The organism is Streptomyces sp. NPDC050147 (assembly GCF_040660195.1).
In the GTDB taxonomy this organism is placed as follows: domain Bacteria; phylum Actinomycetota; class Actinomycetes; order Streptomycetales; family Streptomycetaceae; genus Streptomyces.
The window spans coordinates 77855-93300 of sequence record NZ_JBFALJ010000003.1 but is presented as its reverse complement, the minus strand read 5'-3'; the positions used below and the strand labels follow the sequence as shown (position 1 = coordinate 93300).

Genomic DNA, 15446 nt, shown 5'->3' with positions numbered 1-15446 from the left:
CGATGACGAGGAGACGCCACCATGACGACGCAGGACCTCACTTCGAAAACGGCCGCACCCGGCGGCAGCGAGAAGGAACTCGGCGGCGAGGCTCGCAGGAGCGTGCCGGGAGCGACCACCGTCAGCGGAGCCACCGGCGCCGCCGAGCCGGCGGCGACCCGGGGCAAGACGTCCATCGCCGATGTCGTGGTGGTGAAGATCGCCGGCATGGCGGCCCGTGAGATCCCGGGCGTCTTCGACATGGGCGGCGGCCTCTCCCGCACCATCGGCGCCGTGCGCGACCGCGTCCCCGGCGGGCGCCCCAACGTCGGCCGCGGGGTGAAGGTCGAGGTCGGCGAGCGGCAGACGGCGATCGACCTCGACATCGTCGTCGAGTACGGCGTTCCCATCACGGACGTCGCCCACGACGTGCGCGAGAACGTCATCGCGGCGGTCGAGCGCATCACCGGCCTCGAGGTGGTCGAGGTGAACGTCGCCGTCAACGACGTCCATCTGCCCGAGGACGACGCCGCGGAATCCGGCGGCGAGACACGCGTCGAGTAGCGCATGGCCCCACACGGGCCAAGACGTGACGTCCCCTTCTGTGGTGTGAGGTGAGTGGTGAGCACAGCTCTGGTCGGTCTGATGGCGGGCATGGCCCTGGGATTCGCCGGGTGGTTCGGCGGCTTCGGCGCGTTCCTCCTGGTCGCCGCGCTCGGCGCGGTCGGCTTCGTCCTGGGGCGTCTCGTCGACGACGGCACGGACGTACGCGCCTTCCTCGGCGGGCGCGGCCGGGAGCGGCGATGACCACGCCCGCGGCGCAGCGCGGTACGACGACCGTCGCGGACCGCGCGGTGCGCCGCATCGCGGAACGCGCCGCGACAGAGGCACTGGCACCCGGCACGGTCGAGGTCGGCGGAGGATCGGCGACCGTACGCGGCCGCCGGGCCCGGGTCGGCGTCACCGTGACCCTGCCCTACCCCGCGGTGCTCGACGAGTCGGGCGAGCGCGTACGGTCGCACGTCGCCGAGCGCACCGCCCGGCTCACCGGCCTCACCGTGCCCTCGGCGCGGATCCGCGTCAGGGGTTTGTCACGCCACGAGTTGTCCGCGGGGCGGCTCACACCGGGGGTCCAGAACGCCGAGGTAGGCGCACACCGGCCGTGGTCCGAGCGCCGCCTGCCCGTCGCGGTGTCGGCCCTGCTCGCCGCCGCGGTCTGCGGGGTGCTGCTGTACGACGTGGTGTCGGTGCACGCCGCCGGGAACGCTCCCGCGCGGTGGCGGGTCGACGCGATGGAGTGGCTCTCCGCGCACGGCCCGGCCGGCGCCACCACCACGGGTGTGCTCGCGGCGATCGGTGTGTTCGCGCTCGGTGTGTGGCTGCTGGTCCTCGCCGTCACGCCGGGCCGGCGCAGCGTCCTGCCGATGCGGCCGCCTGTGAGGGGGATGCGCGCGGTCCTGGACCGCCGGGCGGTCGCGGTCCTCCTGCGGGATGCCGTGACCGACGTACCGGGCGTCGGCCGGGTCCGGGTCAGGGTCGGCCGCCGTACGGCACGGGTGCGTGCCGGGCTCGGCTTCGGCGAACTCCAGGGTGCGCGGCGGGCGGTGGCCGAGGCCGCCGAGGCGGCGGCCGCCGGGTTGGGACTCGCCGGACCGCTGCGGCTGCGCGTGCGGCTGAGCACGGAACCCTCCTGGCGCGCCCCGAAGGGTTCCGGTCCCGGGGCGCGGTCCGGGAGCGGGCCGGACGAGGCGGAGAGGAGCGCCCCCTGATGGGCCGCGTCCGCAGCGGTACGAACCGCTCAACTCTGTTCTGCGCGGCGGTGGTTCTTCTGGGCGCGGCAGCGGTACTGGCCTCGGCGGCCGCTCCCGTCCGCGAACGGCTGCCGTCGGCCCTGCCCCGTGTCGGCGCCGACCGGGTGTGGCTGGACGACGAGGTGCTCGGCCGGTGGCGTGATCACGGCTGGTGGCCGCCGGTCGTGATCGCCGCGCTGGCGGTCGGCACCGTCCTGTTCCTCTGCTGGGCCGGCGCCCAGATCCGCACCGGCCGGCCGCGCGAACTACCGCTCGGGCAGCCGGGCGTGACCCTCTCGGCCAAGGCGCTGGCCTCCGTCATGGCCGACCGCGCCCGCGCGGTCGACGGCGTGGCCCGCGCCCATGTACGGCTGCTGGGGCGCCCCCGGCGGCTGCGCGCCCGCATCACGCTGGTCCTGGAGCCCGGCGGCTCACCGGAGGCGGTGCTGCGCGAGCTCGCCGAGGGCACCATCGCCGAGGCACGGGCGGCGGCGGCACCCCGCGTCCTGGAGGCGGACGTGCGCCTCACGACCCGGGCCCGCCGAGCGCGCCGCACGCACTGAACGGACCTTTGCGCGCACCCCTCCGCGAACCGGGAAGCCAGGGCTACAGGACTGCAGGGAACTACCGGGCTACAGGGCTTCCAGCGTGGTGCGGAGGTCGGCGGCGCGAGGGCGGTTGTGAGGGAGCCTGGCGAGGACGGCGGCCATGCCACAGGTGTCGGTGACGGCGGAGAAGACCAGGCCGGCGCCGATACCCGCGGCCAGCCAGCGCGCGGGCCGGAAGCGAGTGCCCGCGGCGAGGCCGAGGACCACCAGGGACCCGGCGGCGAGCCGCACCTGGCGCTCCATCGGCCAGACCGTCGGTGCGCCCTCCGAGGGGTGCAGGGGGTGGCCCTCCGCGGCCCAGGCCGTGGTGCCGCCCGCGAGGGTGGCGGCGGGGATGTCGGCGGCGGCCAGCTGATCGCACGCGGAGGCGGAGCGGTTCCCGGAGGCGCAGACCATCAGGAGCTCGCCACGGGCAGCGGCGGCCTTGAGCTCGGGCAGCGCCATGTGCAGGTGATCGACGGGGATGTTGTGGGCACCCGGAAGGTGACCGGAGGCGTACTCGCCGGGGGTGCGGACGTCGATGACGGTGTAGTGGTCCAGACGGGCGGCCGCCTGGGCGGGCGCCAGATCGGTGGGGGGAGTCATGTGGGGCTGTCCTTTCGTTGAGCCAAGGCTCTCACCCTCGCAGGCTACAATACCCCCAGGGGTATTAACGAGGCCTTGACGGAGGTGGCGGCGTGCAGCTGGAGTTGGCAGCCGACGAGCTGAGGTCCGTGCTGAACCGGCTGCGCCGGGCGCAGGGGCAGATCGCCGGCATCATCAAGATGATCGAGGACGGCAGGGACTGCGAGGACGTGATCACGCAGCTGGCCGCGGTCTCCCGCGCGCTGGACCGGGCCGGGTTCGCGATCATCGCCACGGGACTGCAGCACTGTATGGCCGAGGGTGAGCAGTCCCCCGGCGACCGCGACGAGATGCGGGCCCGCCTGGAGAAGCTGTTCCTCTCCCTGGCCTGAGCGGCGAAAAGCCTGCGCCGTCCCTGTTCCGGGGCGGCGAAAGCCTCCGCCGTCCCGGGGCAGGGACGGCGGAGGCGACCGGGGCGGCGGTCTCCGTCAGCTCTTCGGCATCAGGACCGTGTCGACGATGTAGACCGTGGCGTTGGCCGTCGGGACGTTGCCGCAGACGACGCTCGACGCGTCGTCGACCTTGTACTCCGTGCCGGAGCCCGCGGTCGTGAGCTCGCTCTTCTCCAGCGTCTCGAAGGAGCCGTTCTCCAGCTGCTGCGGCGTCAGCTTCTCGCCCACGACGTGGTAAGTGAGGATCTTGGTCAGCTGGGCCTTGTCATTGAGGACCTTGTCCAGGTCGGCCTTGGGAATCTTGGCGAAGGCGTCGTTGGTCGGCGCGAACACCGTGATGTCCTTCGCGTTGTTCAGGGTGTCGACGAGCCCGGCCTTCTTGACCGCGGTGACCAGAGTGGACAGCTCCGGGTTGTTCGACGCCGCGGTGGCGACCGGCTCCTTCGCCATCCCGTCGAAGGAGCCCGCGCCGCTCTGGGGAACCGACGAACAGGCCGGCCCGAACGGCTCGTCAGCGGTCCTGGCGTCGTCCCGGGCGCTCTCTTTCGCGCTGGGCGTCGAGTCCGCTGCCTCGGTGTCCTTGTCGCCGCTGTCCGAGCAGGCCGTCAGGGCGATCGGCAGCACCGCGGCGGCGGCGACGGCGACCGCGGCACGGCGGATTCGGGTGGAGTACATGGACATGGTCTTCTCCTTGCGTCGTTGCATGCATGGGGCGGCCGTGAGCGGGCGGCATCAGGGGACGGGGGCCACCGCCCCGGCGCGCCGCCCCCACGTCTTCCGTTCCTCGCTCACACAGGGAATCCGTCACGGACCGGGCCGCGGATTGGTCACGGATCCGCCTTCACCCGATCGGGCACGCCCACCCCTCGCACACCCGGGCACCCCTTGGGCGTTCAGGCGTCGCGGGCCTGCTCGAAGCGGGCGCGGGCCTCCGCGAGCTCGACGACCGGTTCGGGGTAGTCGAGGTTCGCCCGGTCGCGGTCCGGGAGCTTCCACGGCTCGTGGAGGTACCGGTCCGAGACCTCCGCGAGTTCGGGCACCCAGCGGCGCACGTAACTTCCGCTCCGGTCAAAGCGCTTGCCCTGGATCACCGGGTTGAGGACCCGGTTGGGGCGGGTGTCGGTGCCGGTGCCCGCCGCCCACTGCCAGTTCATCTGGTTGTTGGCGACGTCGCCGTCCACCAGGAGGCTCAGGAAGTGCCGGGCGCCCACCCGCCAGTCGACGTAGAGGGTCTTGGTGAGGAAGCTCGCCACCACCATGCGGCCCCGGTTGTGCATCCAGCCCTCGTGGCGCAGCTGTCGCATCGCCGCGTCGACGAAGGGGTAGCCGGTGCGCCCGTCGGTCCAGGCGTTGATCTCCTTCTCGTTCGTGCGCCACCGGTCGCCGTGCGGGCGATAGTCCCGGGCGGCGGCTTCCGGGCGGGCCGCGAGGACCTGGTAATGGAAGTCCCGCCAGGCCAGCTGCCGGACGAACGCCTGCGCCCCCGGCGAGCCCTCGCGGTTCGCCCCGTGGATGACTTCGGCCGCCGACAGGGTGCCGAAGTGCAGGTGGGGCGAGAGGCGTGACGTGGCATCGCGGGCGATGTCGTCCTGGCCGTCCGCGTACCCGTCGATGCCACCGGCCAGCCAGGACCGCAGCAGCCGCCGCCCCGCGCTCTCGCCGCCGTCGCCGAGTCCCGGTGAGACGCCGGTGATCTCCGCACGCGGCAGCACCGGCTCCGAATCCACGTCGGCGACCCGCACCTCGCGCGGGGCCGCCAGGACGTCCCGTACGCCTTGCGACGTCCAGCGCCGGAAGTACGGGGTGAACACCGCGTAGTGATCCTTGCCCGCCGGAAGCACCTCCCCCGGCGCGACGGCCGTGATGACCGCGTCGTGCACGACCAGTTCGCAGCCGGCGCCGCCCAGCGCGGCCCGCAGCCGTTCCTCGCGCCGCGTGGCGTAACGGCTCACCCCTGCCGAGACGTGTACTCGCGCGGCCCCGGTCTCCTTCACCACCCGGCGGATCTGGTCGACGACGTCACCGCTGCGGACCACGAGCCGGCCGCCGCGCTCGCGGAGCCCCGAGTCGAGCTCCTCCAGACAGTCGGCGAGGAAGGCACGCCGGTTCGGTACGGCGAAGCCCGTGGCCCGCACCCCCTCGTCGTACACGAACAGCGGGACGATCCGGTCCGCGTCGTTCAGCGCCGCCCGCAGCGGCGGATGGTCGTGCAGGCGCAGGTCGGAGGTGAACAGGACGATCGAAACAGTCACTTTCTGCGGCTCCTCATGCCTTGGGGAAGTCCATCACGGCCACCGGGTCGGACGTCGGCTCCTCGGAGCCGCCCGCCGGCTCCACGGTGATCCCGATGCCGGACGCCTGGTCCACCGGGCCGTCCAGGAGCACCGCTTCGGTGCTTCGGCCCGGATCCATCAGACCGGCCGAACGCATCGAGCCGTCGTCGTCGAACCAGAGTTGGTAGACCTTGCCCGACGGCGGCTCGGGCATCTCGGCCGCCACGAAGGCGGCCTGGTTACGGCTCTTGGCCACCACGACCGTGCCGGTCGCGCCGCCCGCGAGCTTTCCGGTCGCGGCCTTGGCGTCCGGAGCCGCGAGCACCTGGGCCAGCCGCTCGCTCCGGCGCGTGGCCTCCTGAGCGCGTTCGCCCGCCTCGTCGGCCCGCTCGTGCTGCCATACGGCGATACCACCGAACCCCGCGGCCGCCGCCAGACACGCGGCGAGGGCGAAGCGCGACAGGCGCCGTCCCGAGCCCGTGCCGCCGGTGGTCTTTCCCGCCGTGGGGATGTGCGGCGGCTGCTGGCGGACCGTGGCGACGCGCCGCAGCACCTCGGCCCTCATGTCCGCGGGCGGGGCGACCGAGACGGCACGGGCCAGCCGCCCCGCCGTGGCGGCCAGTTCGCGCACCTCCTGGGCGCAGGCCTCGCACGCCTCCAGGTGCCGCTCGAACTCCGTGCGTTCCTCGTCGATGAGGGCGTGCAGGACGTACGCGCCCGTCAGCGTGTGCAGGTCGGCGGCGCTCATGCGCTCACCCCCAGGCAGTCGCGCAGTCGGATCAGGCCGTCGCGCAGCCGGGTCTTGATCGTCCCCAGAGGCACGGAGAGGAGCTCGCCGACCTCCCGATACGTCAGCCCCCGGTAGTAGGCCAGGGTCACCGACTGGCGCTGCAGTTCGGTCAGGGCGCGCAGACAGCGCCGTACCTGCTCGCGCTCCAGGCGGTTCTCCACCTGCTCGCTCACCTCGTCGAAGTCCGGAGTACGTGCGAGCAGCGCCGCCTTGTGGTCGCGCTCCGCCGAGGCCTGGACGGACCGTACGCGGTCCACCGCCCTGCGGTGCGCCATCGTGAGGACCCAGTTCATGACGCTCCCCCGCTCCGGCCGGTAGCGCGCGGCCGTCCGCCACAACTCCACCAGGACCTCCTGGGCGACCTCCTCGGACTGGGCGGGGTCGCGCAGCACGGTGCGCACCAGCCCCAGGACGGGCGAGGAGACCGCGTCGTACAGCGACGCGAAGGCCTGTTGGTCGCCGCGGGCCACTTGGCCGAGCAGCTCGGCCAAGTCGGGGCCCGCGGAGGGTGCCCCGCTGATGTGCACTGCTTCGTTCACCCGGTGATCCTCCTGGACGCTGGCCGCCTTCAGAGGTGATTCGGAGCCGGTGCGCCGCCGGATTGCCCGTGGGTCACGATTTTCGGCCGGGTTTCGCGGTGTGCTGTTCGGCCGTCCGTGTGATGTTGCGCGCCATGCCGCCGAAGACGAACGCGTGGAACGGCGAGACGCTCCACCAGTACGCGTGGCCAAGGAGCCCGTGCGGGTGGAAGAGCGCCCGTTGCCGGTAGCGGGTGCGGCCCCTGTCGTCCTGGTCCGCGTACATCTCCAGCCAGGCGAGGCCGGGCAGCCGCATCTCGGCCCGCAGCCGGAGCAACCGTCCTGGTTCGATCTCCTCGACGCGCCAGAAGTCCAGCGATTCCCCCGCCCTCAGCCGCTGGGCGTCGCGGCGTCCCCGTCTGAGGCCGACCCCGCCGACGAGCCGGTCGAGCCGGCCGCGCACCGCCCAGGCGAGCGGGAACGAGTACCAGCCGTTGTCGCCCCCCACGCCTTCGATGACGCGCCACAGCGCCTGGGGCGAGGCGTTCACGGTCCGTTCCCGGCGGTCGGTGTAGAGGCTGCCGCCCGCCCAGTCGGGGTCGGTGGGCAGCGGGTCGCTGGGGGCGCCGGGCACCGAGGCGGACGACCAACGGGTGCTGACCTGGGCGTCCTTCACGCGTTCGAGGGCCAGTGAGAGCGCTCTGTCGAAGCTGATCGGGACGCCGGGTGCGTCAGGCACGTGGCAGGCGATGTCGTGTTCGCGGCAGATCACTTCATGGCGCAGGGATTCCGCGAGCGGCCGGGCGATCGAGGCCGGGACGGGGGTGATCAGACCGACCCAGTGGCTGGAGAGGCCCGGGGTCAGCATGGGCACCGGCAGGATGAGGCGGTGGGGCAGCTTCGCCACGGCCGCGTACCGTCCCATCATGTCGCGGTAGGTGACGACGTCGGGGCCGCCGATGTCGAAGGTGCGGCTGACGTCGTCGGGCATGGTGGCGCTGCCGACGAGGTAGCGCAGGACGTCGCGCACGGCGATGGGCTGGATCCGGGTGCGCACCCAGCTCGGGGTGACCATGACCGGCAGGCGCTCGGTGAGGTAGCGCAGCATCTCGAAGGACGCGGAGCCGGAGCCGATGATCACGGCGGCGCGGAGCACGGTGGTCGGCACGCCGGACTCCAGGAGGATGCGGCCCACTTCGGCCCGTGACCGCAGATGCGGGGACAGGTCGGCTTCCGGGATGCCCTCGGGAGTGAGACCGCCCAGGTACACGATGCGCCGTACGCCCGCCGCGCGGGCCTGCTCGGCGAAGATCCGGGCAGCCTTCCGGTCCGTCTCCTCGAAGCCGGATCCGGTGCCGAGCGCGTGGATGAGGTAGTACGCGACGTCGATGTCCCGCATGGCCTCGCCGACCGACCCGGCGTCGGAGGCGTCGCCCCGCACCACCTCGGCCCGCCCGGCCCAGGGGTAGTCCCGCAGCCTCTCCGGAGAGCGGGCCATACACCGCACCCGGTGTCCCGCGTCGAGCAGTTCGGGAACGAGCCGCCCCCCGATGTATCCGGTCGCTCCGGTCACCAGGCAGCGCAGCCCCTGCGCGCCTTCGCCGCTGTCCATGGGAGCCTCCGGCCTCGAACGGTGTTCTGGCCTCCACTCTCCCCCGGTCGTGGCCCGTGGCGCGCGATCAGCGCGGTCGGCGGGAGGTGGCGGGAGGGCGTGCGGTGCTCTGCCGCAGGACGAGCCGCGTGGGCACCAGCGTGGTGCCGCGCTCCGGGGCGCTCTGCTGCATCTGGCGCAGGACTCCCTCCACGCAGCGGCGCCCGACCTCGGCGAAGTCCTGGTGGACGGTGGTCAGGGGAGGCTGGAAGGAGCCGGACTCGGGGATGTCGTCGAAGCCGATCACGCTGACGTCCTCCGGCACCCTGCGGCCGCGCTCGTGCAGGGCGCGCAGCAGGCCGAGTGCCATCTGGTCGTTGGCCGCGAACACCGCCGTGCAGTGCCCCTGGTCGGCGATCCCCAGGCCTGCCCGGTATCCCGACTCCGCCGACCAGTCGCCGCGCACGAGGGGCGGCACAACGCATCCGGCCGCTTCGAGCGTCGCCCGCCAGGCGTCGGCGCGGCGCTGCGCGGCGTAGGAGTCCTCGGGCCCGGCGAGGTGCCAGACGGTGCGGTGGCCGAGGTCGAGCAGGTGCCGGACGGCGTCGCGGGTGCCGCCCGCCTGGTCGGTGTCCACCACGGTGTAGCGGTCCCCCGCGTCCGAATCGGCCACGACGACCTGGACATGGGGCGGCAGGGAGAGGGCCGCGGCGTCGAGCAGATGGACTTCCATGATGACGATGACGGCGTCGACGGCGAGTTCCCCGAGCCGCGAGAAGGCTCCCCGCACCTCGTCCTGGGTGGGAACGGCGACGGGGAGCAGGGTGACGGCGTACCCCTCCTGTGCCGCGGAGGTGGCGATCGCGTCGATGGTGCGTACGTTGCCGGTGGTGGAGAGGGTGAAGGTGATCAGGCCGATGGTGCGGAACTCGCCGCGTTTGAGGGCACGGGCCGCGCTGTTGGGCCGGTAACCGAGCTCCTTCATGGCGGCGAGCACTTGCTGCCGGGTCTCTTCGGTGACGCCCGAGTACCCGTTGGAGACTCGGGAGACGGTCTGCGAGGAGACGCCGGCGAGACGGGCCACGTCGGCCATGGACGCGCTCTGCCCGCGGCGCGCGGCGCGTTCCCGTCCGCCCGAGGTGCCGTTCGCCGGAGTGTTCTCTGTCGCTTCCACTGTCTCCCTCGCCGCGTGTGTCCCGGTCTTCCCGACGACCCTTGACCGTCGCCATCGGGGCAGTGTAGACATTCCGCCACCGAAATGTTTACGCAAACATAACACCCCGCGCTGCTCGGCTCCTGCCCTAGTCGCACGGCGATGTTTACGCAAACATCCGGCCGCGTGACGCCTGCTCCGAGACGGACGAGTGAATGGACGAGCGAGGAACGACATGACGACGCTTCACCTGCCGGGGGCCGCGGAGCGGCTTCCCGCCCGGCCGCCGGCACCGAGGAACCGCCGGTCCTGGACGGGCTGGGGGTTCCTCGGCCCCTTCGTGGCGGTGTTCGCCCTGGTCTTCCTCGCTCCGCTGGCCTACTCGGTCTATCTGAGCCTCTTCCGCGACCAGCTCATCGGCGGGACCACGTTCGTGGGCCTCGACAACTACCAACAGGCCCTGACCGACGCCCGGTTCTGGGCCTCCTTGGGCCGGGTCTCGCTGTTTCTCGCGGTCCAGGTCCCGATCATGCTGGGCATCGCCCTGCTCGTGGCCCTCGCCCTGGACAGCGGCCGTCTCTACGGCAAGGACTTCTTCCGGATCTCGGTCTTCCTGCCCTATGCCGTGCCCGCCGTGGTGGCGTCGCTGATGTGGGGCTTCATGTACGGCACCCGCTTCGGGCTCGTGGGCGACATCAACGACGCCCTGGGCATCTCGCTGCCCGACCCGCTCTCGCCCGACCTGGTCCTCGCGTCGATCGGCAACATCGTCACCTGGGAGTTCGTGGGCTACAACATGCTGATCTTCTACTCCGCGCTGCGGGTCGTCCCGCACTCCCTGTACGAGGCCGCGGAGATCGACGGCGCCGGTCAGCTCCGCGTCATCACCGCCATCAAACTCCCCGCGATCCGCGGTGCGCTGGTCATCGCCACGATCTTCTCGATCATCGGCAGTTTCCAGCTGTTCAACGAGCCGAGCATCCTGCAGAACCTCGCGCCCAACGCCATCACCACCGACTACACCCCGAACCTCTACACGTACTCACTGTCCTTCTCGGGACAGCAGCAGAACTACTCCGCGACGGTCGCCATCGTCATGGGCCTGATCACCATGGTCATCGCCTACGTCGTCCAGCTGCGCGGCATGCGCAAGGGAGCGTGACCCGATGACCGGACCGAGCAGCCCCGTCACCACCGCTCCCCCGACCGCCCCCGCCCGCGCCCCGGGCACCCCACCGCGCCTGCGGACCCCTCGCGTCCACACCTCCCGTCAGCACAGCGCGGGCCGCCCCCGGCGCAGCGTCCTGCTCACCGTGCTCACCGGCCTCGTCCTGCTCTACAGCCTGATACCGCTGCTGTGGCTGGTCATCAGCGCCACCAAGACCCAGGAGGGGCTCGCCGGTTCGTTCGGCCTGTGGTTCGACGGGGACTTCGCCCTGTGGGACAACATCAGCGCGACCTTCACGTACGACGACGGCGTCTTCACCCGCTGGTTCCTGAACACCCTGCTGTACGTCGTGATCGGCGCCGGGGGCGCCACCTTCCTCGCGGTCCTCGGCGGCTACGCCCTCGCGAAGTTCGACTTCCCCGGCAAGCGCGCCGTCTTCGCCGTCGTCATCGGCGCCGTCGCCGTGCCCGGTACGGCTCTGGCGGTGCCGACCTTCCTGATGTTCAGCAAGATGGGCCTGACCGACACTCCCTGGGCCGTCCTGATCCCCTCGCTCATCTCGCCCTTCGGTCTCTATCTGATGTGGGTGTTCGCCACCGAGGCCATCCCCACCGAGCTGATGGAGGCAGCCCGCATCGACGGGGCGAGCGAGCTGCGCACCTTCTTCCGGGTCGCCCTTCCGCTGCTCGCGCCCGGCACCGTGACCGTCCTGCTCTTCACGATGGTCGCGACCTGGAACAACTACTTCCTGCCGCTGATCATGCTCAAGGACCCGGACTGGTACCCGCTGACCCTGGGCCTCGACAGCTGGAACGCCCAGGCCGCGACCGCGGGCGGCGAACCCGTCTTCCACCTGGTGATCACGGGTTCGCTGATCACCGTTGTGCCGCTGATCGCCGCGTTCCTGCTGCTCCAGAAGTACTGGCAGTCGGGCCTGGCCGCCGGAAGCGTCAAGGAGTGACAGCCGCACCCCCGTCGATCTCTGTTCCACCCCCTGTAGGACCACGAAGAAGTGGAAGCATCGCCATGCCCCAGAACACCCGCCGCCTGCTGCGCGGCATAGGTCTCCTCTGCGCCCTCGCCCTGGGGGCGACCGCCTGCGGCGGCTCCGACGACGACTCCGGCCAGAAGCAGGTGTCGTCCGCGGACATCGAGGCGGCCCTGAAGAAGGGCGGCAAGGTCAAGGTCTGGGCGTGGGAGCCCACCCTCAAGACGGTCGTCGCCGACTTCGAGAAGGAACACCCCGCCGTCGACGTCGAGTTGGTGAACGCCGGAACCAACAAGGACCAGTACACGGCCCTGCAGAACGCCATCTCGGCGAAGAAGGGCGTCCCCGACGTCGCACAGGTCGAGTACTACGCGCTCAGCCAGTACGCCTTGACCAAGTCCATCACCGACCTGACCCCCTTCGGCGCGGACAAGCTCGCCAAGTCCTACTCACCGGGCCCGTGGAACGCGGTGAAGTCCGGTGACGGTGTCTACGCCCTGCCGATGGACTCCGGCCCCATGGCCCTGTTCTACAACAAGAAGGTCTTCGACAAGCACAAGATCAAGGTGCCGACGACCTGGGACGAGTACCTCCAGGCGGCCCGCAAGCTGCACAAGGCCGACCCGAAGGCGTACATCACCAGCGACACGGGAGAGGCCGGCCTCACCACCAGCCTTCTGTGGCAGGCCGGTTCACGCCCTTACAAGGTCGACGGCACCAAGGTCGGCATCGACTTCTCCGACAAGGGCGCCCGCGCCTACACCGAGACCTGGCAGAAGCTCATCGACGAGAAGCTGGTCGCACCGATCAACCCGTGGACCGACGAGTGGTACAAGGCCTTCGGAGACGGCACCATCGCGACCCTGCCCAGCGGCGCCTGGATGCCCGCCAACTTCGCCTCCGGCGTGAAGGAGGCCTCCGGTGACTGGCGCGCGGCTCCCCTGCCGCAGTGGACCGCGGGCGACAAGGCGAGCGCCGAGAACGGCGGCAGTTCCCTCGCCCTGCCGGAGCTCGGCAAGAACAAGGAACTCGCCTACGCCTTCGTCGAGTACGCCAACTCCGGCAAGGGCGTGCAGACCCGCCTCAAGGAAGGCGCCTTCCCCGCGACCACCAAGGATCTCGAGTCCAAGGCGTTCCAGAACACCGAGTTCCCCTACTTCGGCGGCCAGAAGGCCAACAAGGTCTTCGCCGAGTCCGCGGCGAACGTCGCCGACGACTGGACCTACCTGCCCTACCAGGTGTACGCCAACTCGGTCTTCAACGACACCGCGGGCAAGGCCTACGTATCCGGCACCCCCCTGTCCAAGGGCCTGAAGTCCTGGCAGGACGCCTCGGTCAAGTACGGCTCCGAGCAGGGCTTCAGCATCCAGAAGTGATGCCGCCCGACCGCGGCCCGAGGACCACCCCCGCCCATCCCGAGCAGTACACCGGAAGGACCACCACCATGCCCCCCACCCTCCCGTCCCGGCTGCTGCGCGGACCGGACGGTGACACCACCCCCCGGCTCGCGTACGGCGCCGACTACAACCCCGAGCAGTGGCCGCGCGCGGTCTGGGAGGAGGACGTCCGGCTGATGCGGGAGGCCGGCGTCAACATCGTCTCCGTGGGGATCTTCTCCTGGGCCCGCCTCCAGCCCGCCGCGGACACCTGGGACTTCGGGTGGCTCGACGAGGTGATGGACCTCCTTCACGCGGGCGGCATCGGGGTCGACCTGGCCACCGCCACCGCGTCCCCGCCGCCCTGGCTCACCGCGGCGCACCCGGAGATCCTTCCGGTGACGGCGTCCGGCGAGACGGTGTGGCCGGGGGCGCGGCAGCACTGGCGGCCGACGTCGGCCGTCTTCCGGGAGCACGCGCTGCGTCTGGTGCGCGAGATGGCGGGGCGCTACGCCGACCACCCGGCCCTCGTGGCCTGGCACGTCTCCAACGAGCTGGGCTGCCACAACGTCTACGACTACTCCGACGACGCGGCCCGTACCTTCCGCGACTGGCTGCGCGCCCGCTACACCACGCTCGACGGCCTCAACCACGCCTGGGGCACCGCGTTCTGGGCGCAGCGCTACAGCGACTGGGAGCAGATCCTGCCGCCACGGCTGGCGGCATCGCATCCCAATCCCACCCAGCAACTGGACTTCAAGCGGTTCTCCTCGAACGCGCTCAAGGAGTACCTGCGCGCGGAGCGTGACGTCCTGCGCGAGCTCACCCCTGAGATTCCCGTCACCACGAACTTCATGGTGATGGGCGGCACCAAGGGCATGGACTACGCCGACTGGGCGGGCGAGCTCGACTTCGTCTCGAACGACCACTACGTGGTGCCGGGACCGCAGGCCCGTGACGAGCTGTCGTTCTCCGCCAACCTCACCAGTTCCGTCGCGGGCCACCGCCCGTGGTTCCTCATGGAGCACTCCACCAGTGCCGTCAACTGGCAGCCCGTCAACCTGGCCAAGCGCGAGGGCGACCTCGCCCGTGACTCCCTGCTGCACGTCGCGCACGGCGCCGACGCCGTGTGCTTCTTCCAGTGGCGCCAGTCCGCGGCCGGAGCCGAGAAGTACCACTCGGCGATGGTGCCGCACGCCGGAGCCGACAGTGAGGTGTTCCGCGCGGTGACCGGTCTGGGCCGGACCCTGGGGGCGCTCGCGCCCGTCGCGGGTGCCGGCCGCGAACCGGCGCGCGTGGCCGTCCTCTTCGACTGGGACTCGTGGTGGGCGAGCGAGCAGGACTCCCACCCGACCTCTCTTCTCGACTACCACCAGGAGGCCCTCGACTGGTACTCGGCGCTCCTCGCGCTCGGCGTCCGCGCCGACGTCGTCACCACGCGCACCGATGTCACCTCGTACGACGTCCTGATCGCGCCCGTGCTGCACGTGGTCCCCGAGGCGCTCGCCAAGGACCTGACGCGTTACGTCGAGGGCGGCGGCCATCTGGTCACGACCTACTTCTCCGGCATCGTCGACGAGAACGACCACATCTGGCTCGGCGGTTATCCAGGGGCGCTGCGCGAACTGCTCGGCATCCGCGTCGAGGAGTTCGGTCCGCTGCTCGCCGACGACACCGTCACGCTGGACAACGCCACCACGGGCACGGTGTGGACCGACCGGATCACCGTCACGGACCCGGCGGTGGAGGTGCTCGCCCGGTACCGCAGCGGTACCTACGCGGAGCGTCCCGCCGTCACCCGCCGCGCCGTGGGGCGCGGTTCGGCGGCGTACGTCTCCACCCGGCTCGGCGCGGACGGCCTCGCCGCCTTGCTGCCGGGGCTCCTCGCCGCGGCCGGTGTCGACAGCGAACTGCCCGCCGTCGCACGCGGGCGCGTCGAGCTGGCCGTGCGCCGTGGCACCGACAGCCGCTATCTGTTCCTGGTCAACCGGACCGACGAGACCGTGCCGCTGCCCGGGCTGGCCGGCGAGGTCCTCGTCGGCGCGATCCCGGATGCCGCCGACGGCGGTCTCGTCCTGCCGCCCAGGGCTGTCGCCGTCCTGCGACAGCCCACCCCCTGACACCCCCTCCTGTTCAGCGCCACCCCGTCCGCGGGGCGTGCCGTCCTGCCCCGGTGCGGGGCGGCGCGCCTTGGAA

The 15446-nt window shown here is 71.5% G+C and carries 16 protein-coding genes; 9 read left to right on the top strand and 7 right to left on the bottom strand.

What is annotated here, in order from left to right:
* Positions 1 to 21 precede the first annotated feature (21 nt).
* From AB0I94_RS06985 to AB0I94_RS06970, 4 genes are read left to right on the top strand one after another with little or no spacing between them, the layout of a single operon-like run.
* Complete coding sequence (locus AB0I94_RS06985; protein ID WP_363308400.1) at positions 22 to 543, top strand: Asp23/Gls24 family envelope stress response protein; 522 nt, start codon at positions 22 to 24, stop codon at positions 541 to 543.
* A gap of 57 nt (positions 544 to 600) precedes the next feature.
* The gene (locus AB0I94_RS06980; protein ID WP_363308399.1) at positions 601 to 786 is read left to right on the top strand and encodes a hypothetical protein; all 186 of its coding nucleotides are present in this window, start codon (positions 601 to 603) and stop codon (positions 784 to 786) included.
* Positions 783 to 1748, top strand: a complete 966-nt coding sequence (locus tag AB0I94_RS06975) for a DUF6286 domain-containing protein (protein ID WP_363308398.1) — start codon at positions 783 to 785, stop codon at positions 1746 to 1748. The genes AB0I94_RS06980 and AB0I94_RS06975 overlap by 4 nt, the downstream gene beginning before the upstream one ends.
* Positions 1748 to 2332 carry a hypothetical protein gene (locus tag AB0I94_RS06970; protein ID WP_363308397.1) on the top strand — a complete coding sequence of 195 codons (585 nt, stop codon included), beginning with the start codon at positions 1748 to 1750 and terminating at the stop codon, positions 2330 to 2332. The genes AB0I94_RS06975 and AB0I94_RS06970 overlap by 1 nt, the downstream gene beginning before the upstream one ends.
* Before the next feature lie 69 nt (positions 2333 to 2401).
* Here the strand turns inward: AB0I94_RS06970 and AB0I94_RS06965 are convergent, their stop codons facing one another.
* Positions 2402 to 2962, bottom strand: coding sequence for a rhodanese-like domain-containing protein (locus AB0I94_RS06965; protein ID WP_363308396.1), 561 nt, complete (start codon positions 2960 to 2962; stop codon positions 2402 to 2404).
* 92 nt (positions 2963 to 3054) lie between these two features.
* Here AB0I94_RS06965 and AB0I94_RS06960 point away from each other — a divergent pair, with 92 nt between their 5' ends.
* Positions 3055 to 3333, top strand: a complete 279-nt coding sequence (locus tag AB0I94_RS06960; RefSeq protein WP_363308395.1) for a metal-sensitive transcriptional regulator — start codon at positions 3055 to 3057, stop codon at positions 3331 to 3333.
* A gap of 96 nt (positions 3334 to 3429) precedes the next feature.
* Here the strand turns inward: AB0I94_RS06960 and AB0I94_RS06955 are convergent, their stop codons facing one another.
* The 6 genes from AB0I94_RS06955 to AB0I94_RS06930 all read right to left on the bottom strand — a co-directional run bounded on the left by AB0I94_RS06955 (position 3430) and on the right by AB0I94_RS06930 (position 9658).
* A complete protein-coding gene (locus AB0I94_RS06955; protein ID WP_363308711.1) occupies positions 3430 to 4068 on the bottom strand; it encodes a fasciclin domain-containing protein in 639 nt (212 codons plus the stop codon).
* Positions 4069 to 4286: 218 nt separating this feature from the next.
* Complete coding sequence (locus tag AB0I94_RS06950) at positions 4287 to 5645, bottom strand: deoxyribodipyrimidine photo-lyase (RefSeq protein ID WP_363308394.1); 1359 nt, start codon at positions 5643 to 5645, stop codon at positions 4287 to 4289.
* Between the two features lie 13 nt (positions 5646 to 5658).
* On the bottom strand, positions 5659 to 6414 hold the full coding sequence (locus AB0I94_RS06945; RefSeq protein ID WP_363308393.1) for an anti-sigma factor: 756 nt from the start codon (positions 6412 to 6414) through the stop codon (positions 5659 to 5661).
* A complete protein-coding gene (locus tag AB0I94_RS06940) occupies positions 6411 to 6995 on the bottom strand; it encodes a sigma-70 family RNA polymerase sigma factor (RefSeq protein WP_363308392.1) in 585 nt (194 codons plus the stop codon). Before AB0I94_RS06940 ends, AB0I94_RS06945 begins: the two co-directional genes overlap by 4 nt.
* A gap of 73 nt (positions 6996 to 7068) precedes the next feature.
* Positions 7069 to 8586 (bottom strand): SDR family oxidoreductase, encoded by a 1518-nt coding sequence (locus AB0I94_RS06935; RefSeq protein WP_363308391.1) that lies wholly within the window; start codon positions 8584 to 8586, stop codon positions 7069 to 7071.
* A gap of 67 nt (positions 8587 to 8653) precedes the next feature.
* Positions 8654 to 9658: a LacI family DNA-binding transcriptional regulator gene (locus AB0I94_RS06930; RefSeq protein WP_363308710.1), complete on the bottom strand. Its 1005-nt coding sequence runs from the start codon at positions 9656 to 9658 to the stop codon at positions 8654 to 8656.
* A gap of 295 nt (positions 9659 to 9953) precedes the next feature.
* On the opposite strand from AB0I94_RS06930, the gene AB0I94_RS06925 reads away from it, so the two are divergent.
* The 4 genes from AB0I94_RS06925 to AB0I94_RS06910 all read left to right on the top strand — a co-directional run bounded on the left by AB0I94_RS06925 (position 9954) and on the right by AB0I94_RS06910 (position 15370).
* Positions 9954 to 10880 carry a sugar ABC transporter permease gene (locus AB0I94_RS06925; protein ID WP_363308390.1) on the top strand — a complete coding sequence of 309 codons (927 nt, stop codon included), beginning with the start codon at positions 9954 to 9956 and terminating at the stop codon, positions 10878 to 10880.
* A gap of 4 nt (positions 10881 to 10884) precedes the next feature.
* Positions 10885 to 11847, top strand: coding sequence for a carbohydrate ABC transporter permease (locus tag AB0I94_RS06920; RefSeq protein ID WP_363308389.1), 963 nt, complete (start codon positions 10885 to 10887; stop codon positions 11845 to 11847).
* A 65-nt stretch (positions 11848 to 11912) separates the two neighbouring features.
* Positions 11913 to 13250 (top strand): sugar ABC transporter substrate-binding protein, encoded by a 1338-nt coding sequence (locus AB0I94_RS06915; RefSeq protein WP_363308388.1) that lies wholly within the window; start codon positions 11913 to 11915, stop codon positions 13248 to 13250.
* A gap of 68 nt (positions 13251 to 13318) precedes the next feature.
* Entirely contained in the window at positions 13319 to 15370 is a 2052-nt protein-coding gene (locus tag AB0I94_RS06910; RefSeq protein WP_363308387.1) for a beta-galactosidase, read from the top strand.
* Positions 15371 to 15446: the final 76 nt, after the last annotated feature.

Excerpts from the sequence above, each read along its gene's own strand:
- AB0I94_RS06985 (WP_363308400.1), top strand. The coding sequence starts at position 22 with ATGACGACGCAGGACCTCACTTCGAAAACGGCCGCACCCGGCGGCAGC.
- AB0I94_RS06975 (WP_363308398.1), top strand. The coding sequence starts at position 783 with ATGACCACGCCCGCGGCGCAGCGCGGTACGACGACCGTCGCGGACCGC.
- AB0I94_RS06970 (WP_363308397.1), top strand. The coding sequence starts at position 1,748 with ATGGGCCGCGTCCGCAGCGGTACGAACCGCTCAACTCTGTTCTGCGCG.
- AB0I94_RS06965 (WP_363308396.1), bottom strand. The coding sequence starts at position 2,962 with ATGACTCCCCCCACCGATCTGGCGCCCGCCCAGGCGGCCGCCCGTCTG.
- AB0I94_RS06955 (WP_363308711.1), bottom strand. The coding sequence starts at position 4,068 with ATGTACTCCACCCGAATCCGCCGTGCCGCGGTCGCCGTCGCCGCCGCC.
- AB0I94_RS06945 (WP_363308393.1), bottom strand. The coding sequence starts at position 6,414 with ATGAGCGCCGCCGACCTGCACACGCTGACGGGCGCGTACGTCCTGCAC.
- AB0I94_RS06935 (WP_363308391.1), bottom strand. The coding sequence starts at position 8,586 with ATGGACAGCGGCGAAGGCGCGCAGGGGCTGCGCTGCCTGGTGACCGGA.
- AB0I94_RS06930 (WP_363308710.1), bottom strand. The coding sequence starts at position 9,658 with ATGGCCGACGTGGCCCGTCTCGCCGGCGTCTCCTCGCAGACCGTCTCC.
- AB0I94_RS06925 (WP_363308390.1), top strand. The coding sequence starts at position 9,954 with ATGACGACGCTTCACCTGCCGGGGGCCGCGGAGCGGCTTCCCGCCCGG.
- AB0I94_RS06920 (WP_363308389.1), top strand. The coding sequence starts at position 10,885 with ATGACCGGACCGAGCAGCCCCGTCACCACCGCTCCCCCGACCGCCCCC.
- AB0I94_RS06915 (WP_363308388.1), top strand. The coding sequence starts at position 11,913 with ATGCCCCAGAACACCCGCCGCCTGCTGCGCGGCATAGGTCTCCTCTGC.
- AB0I94_RS06910 (WP_363308387.1), top strand. The coding sequence starts at position 13,319 with ATGCCCCCCACCCTCCCGTCCCGGCTGCTGCGCGGACCGGACGGTGAC.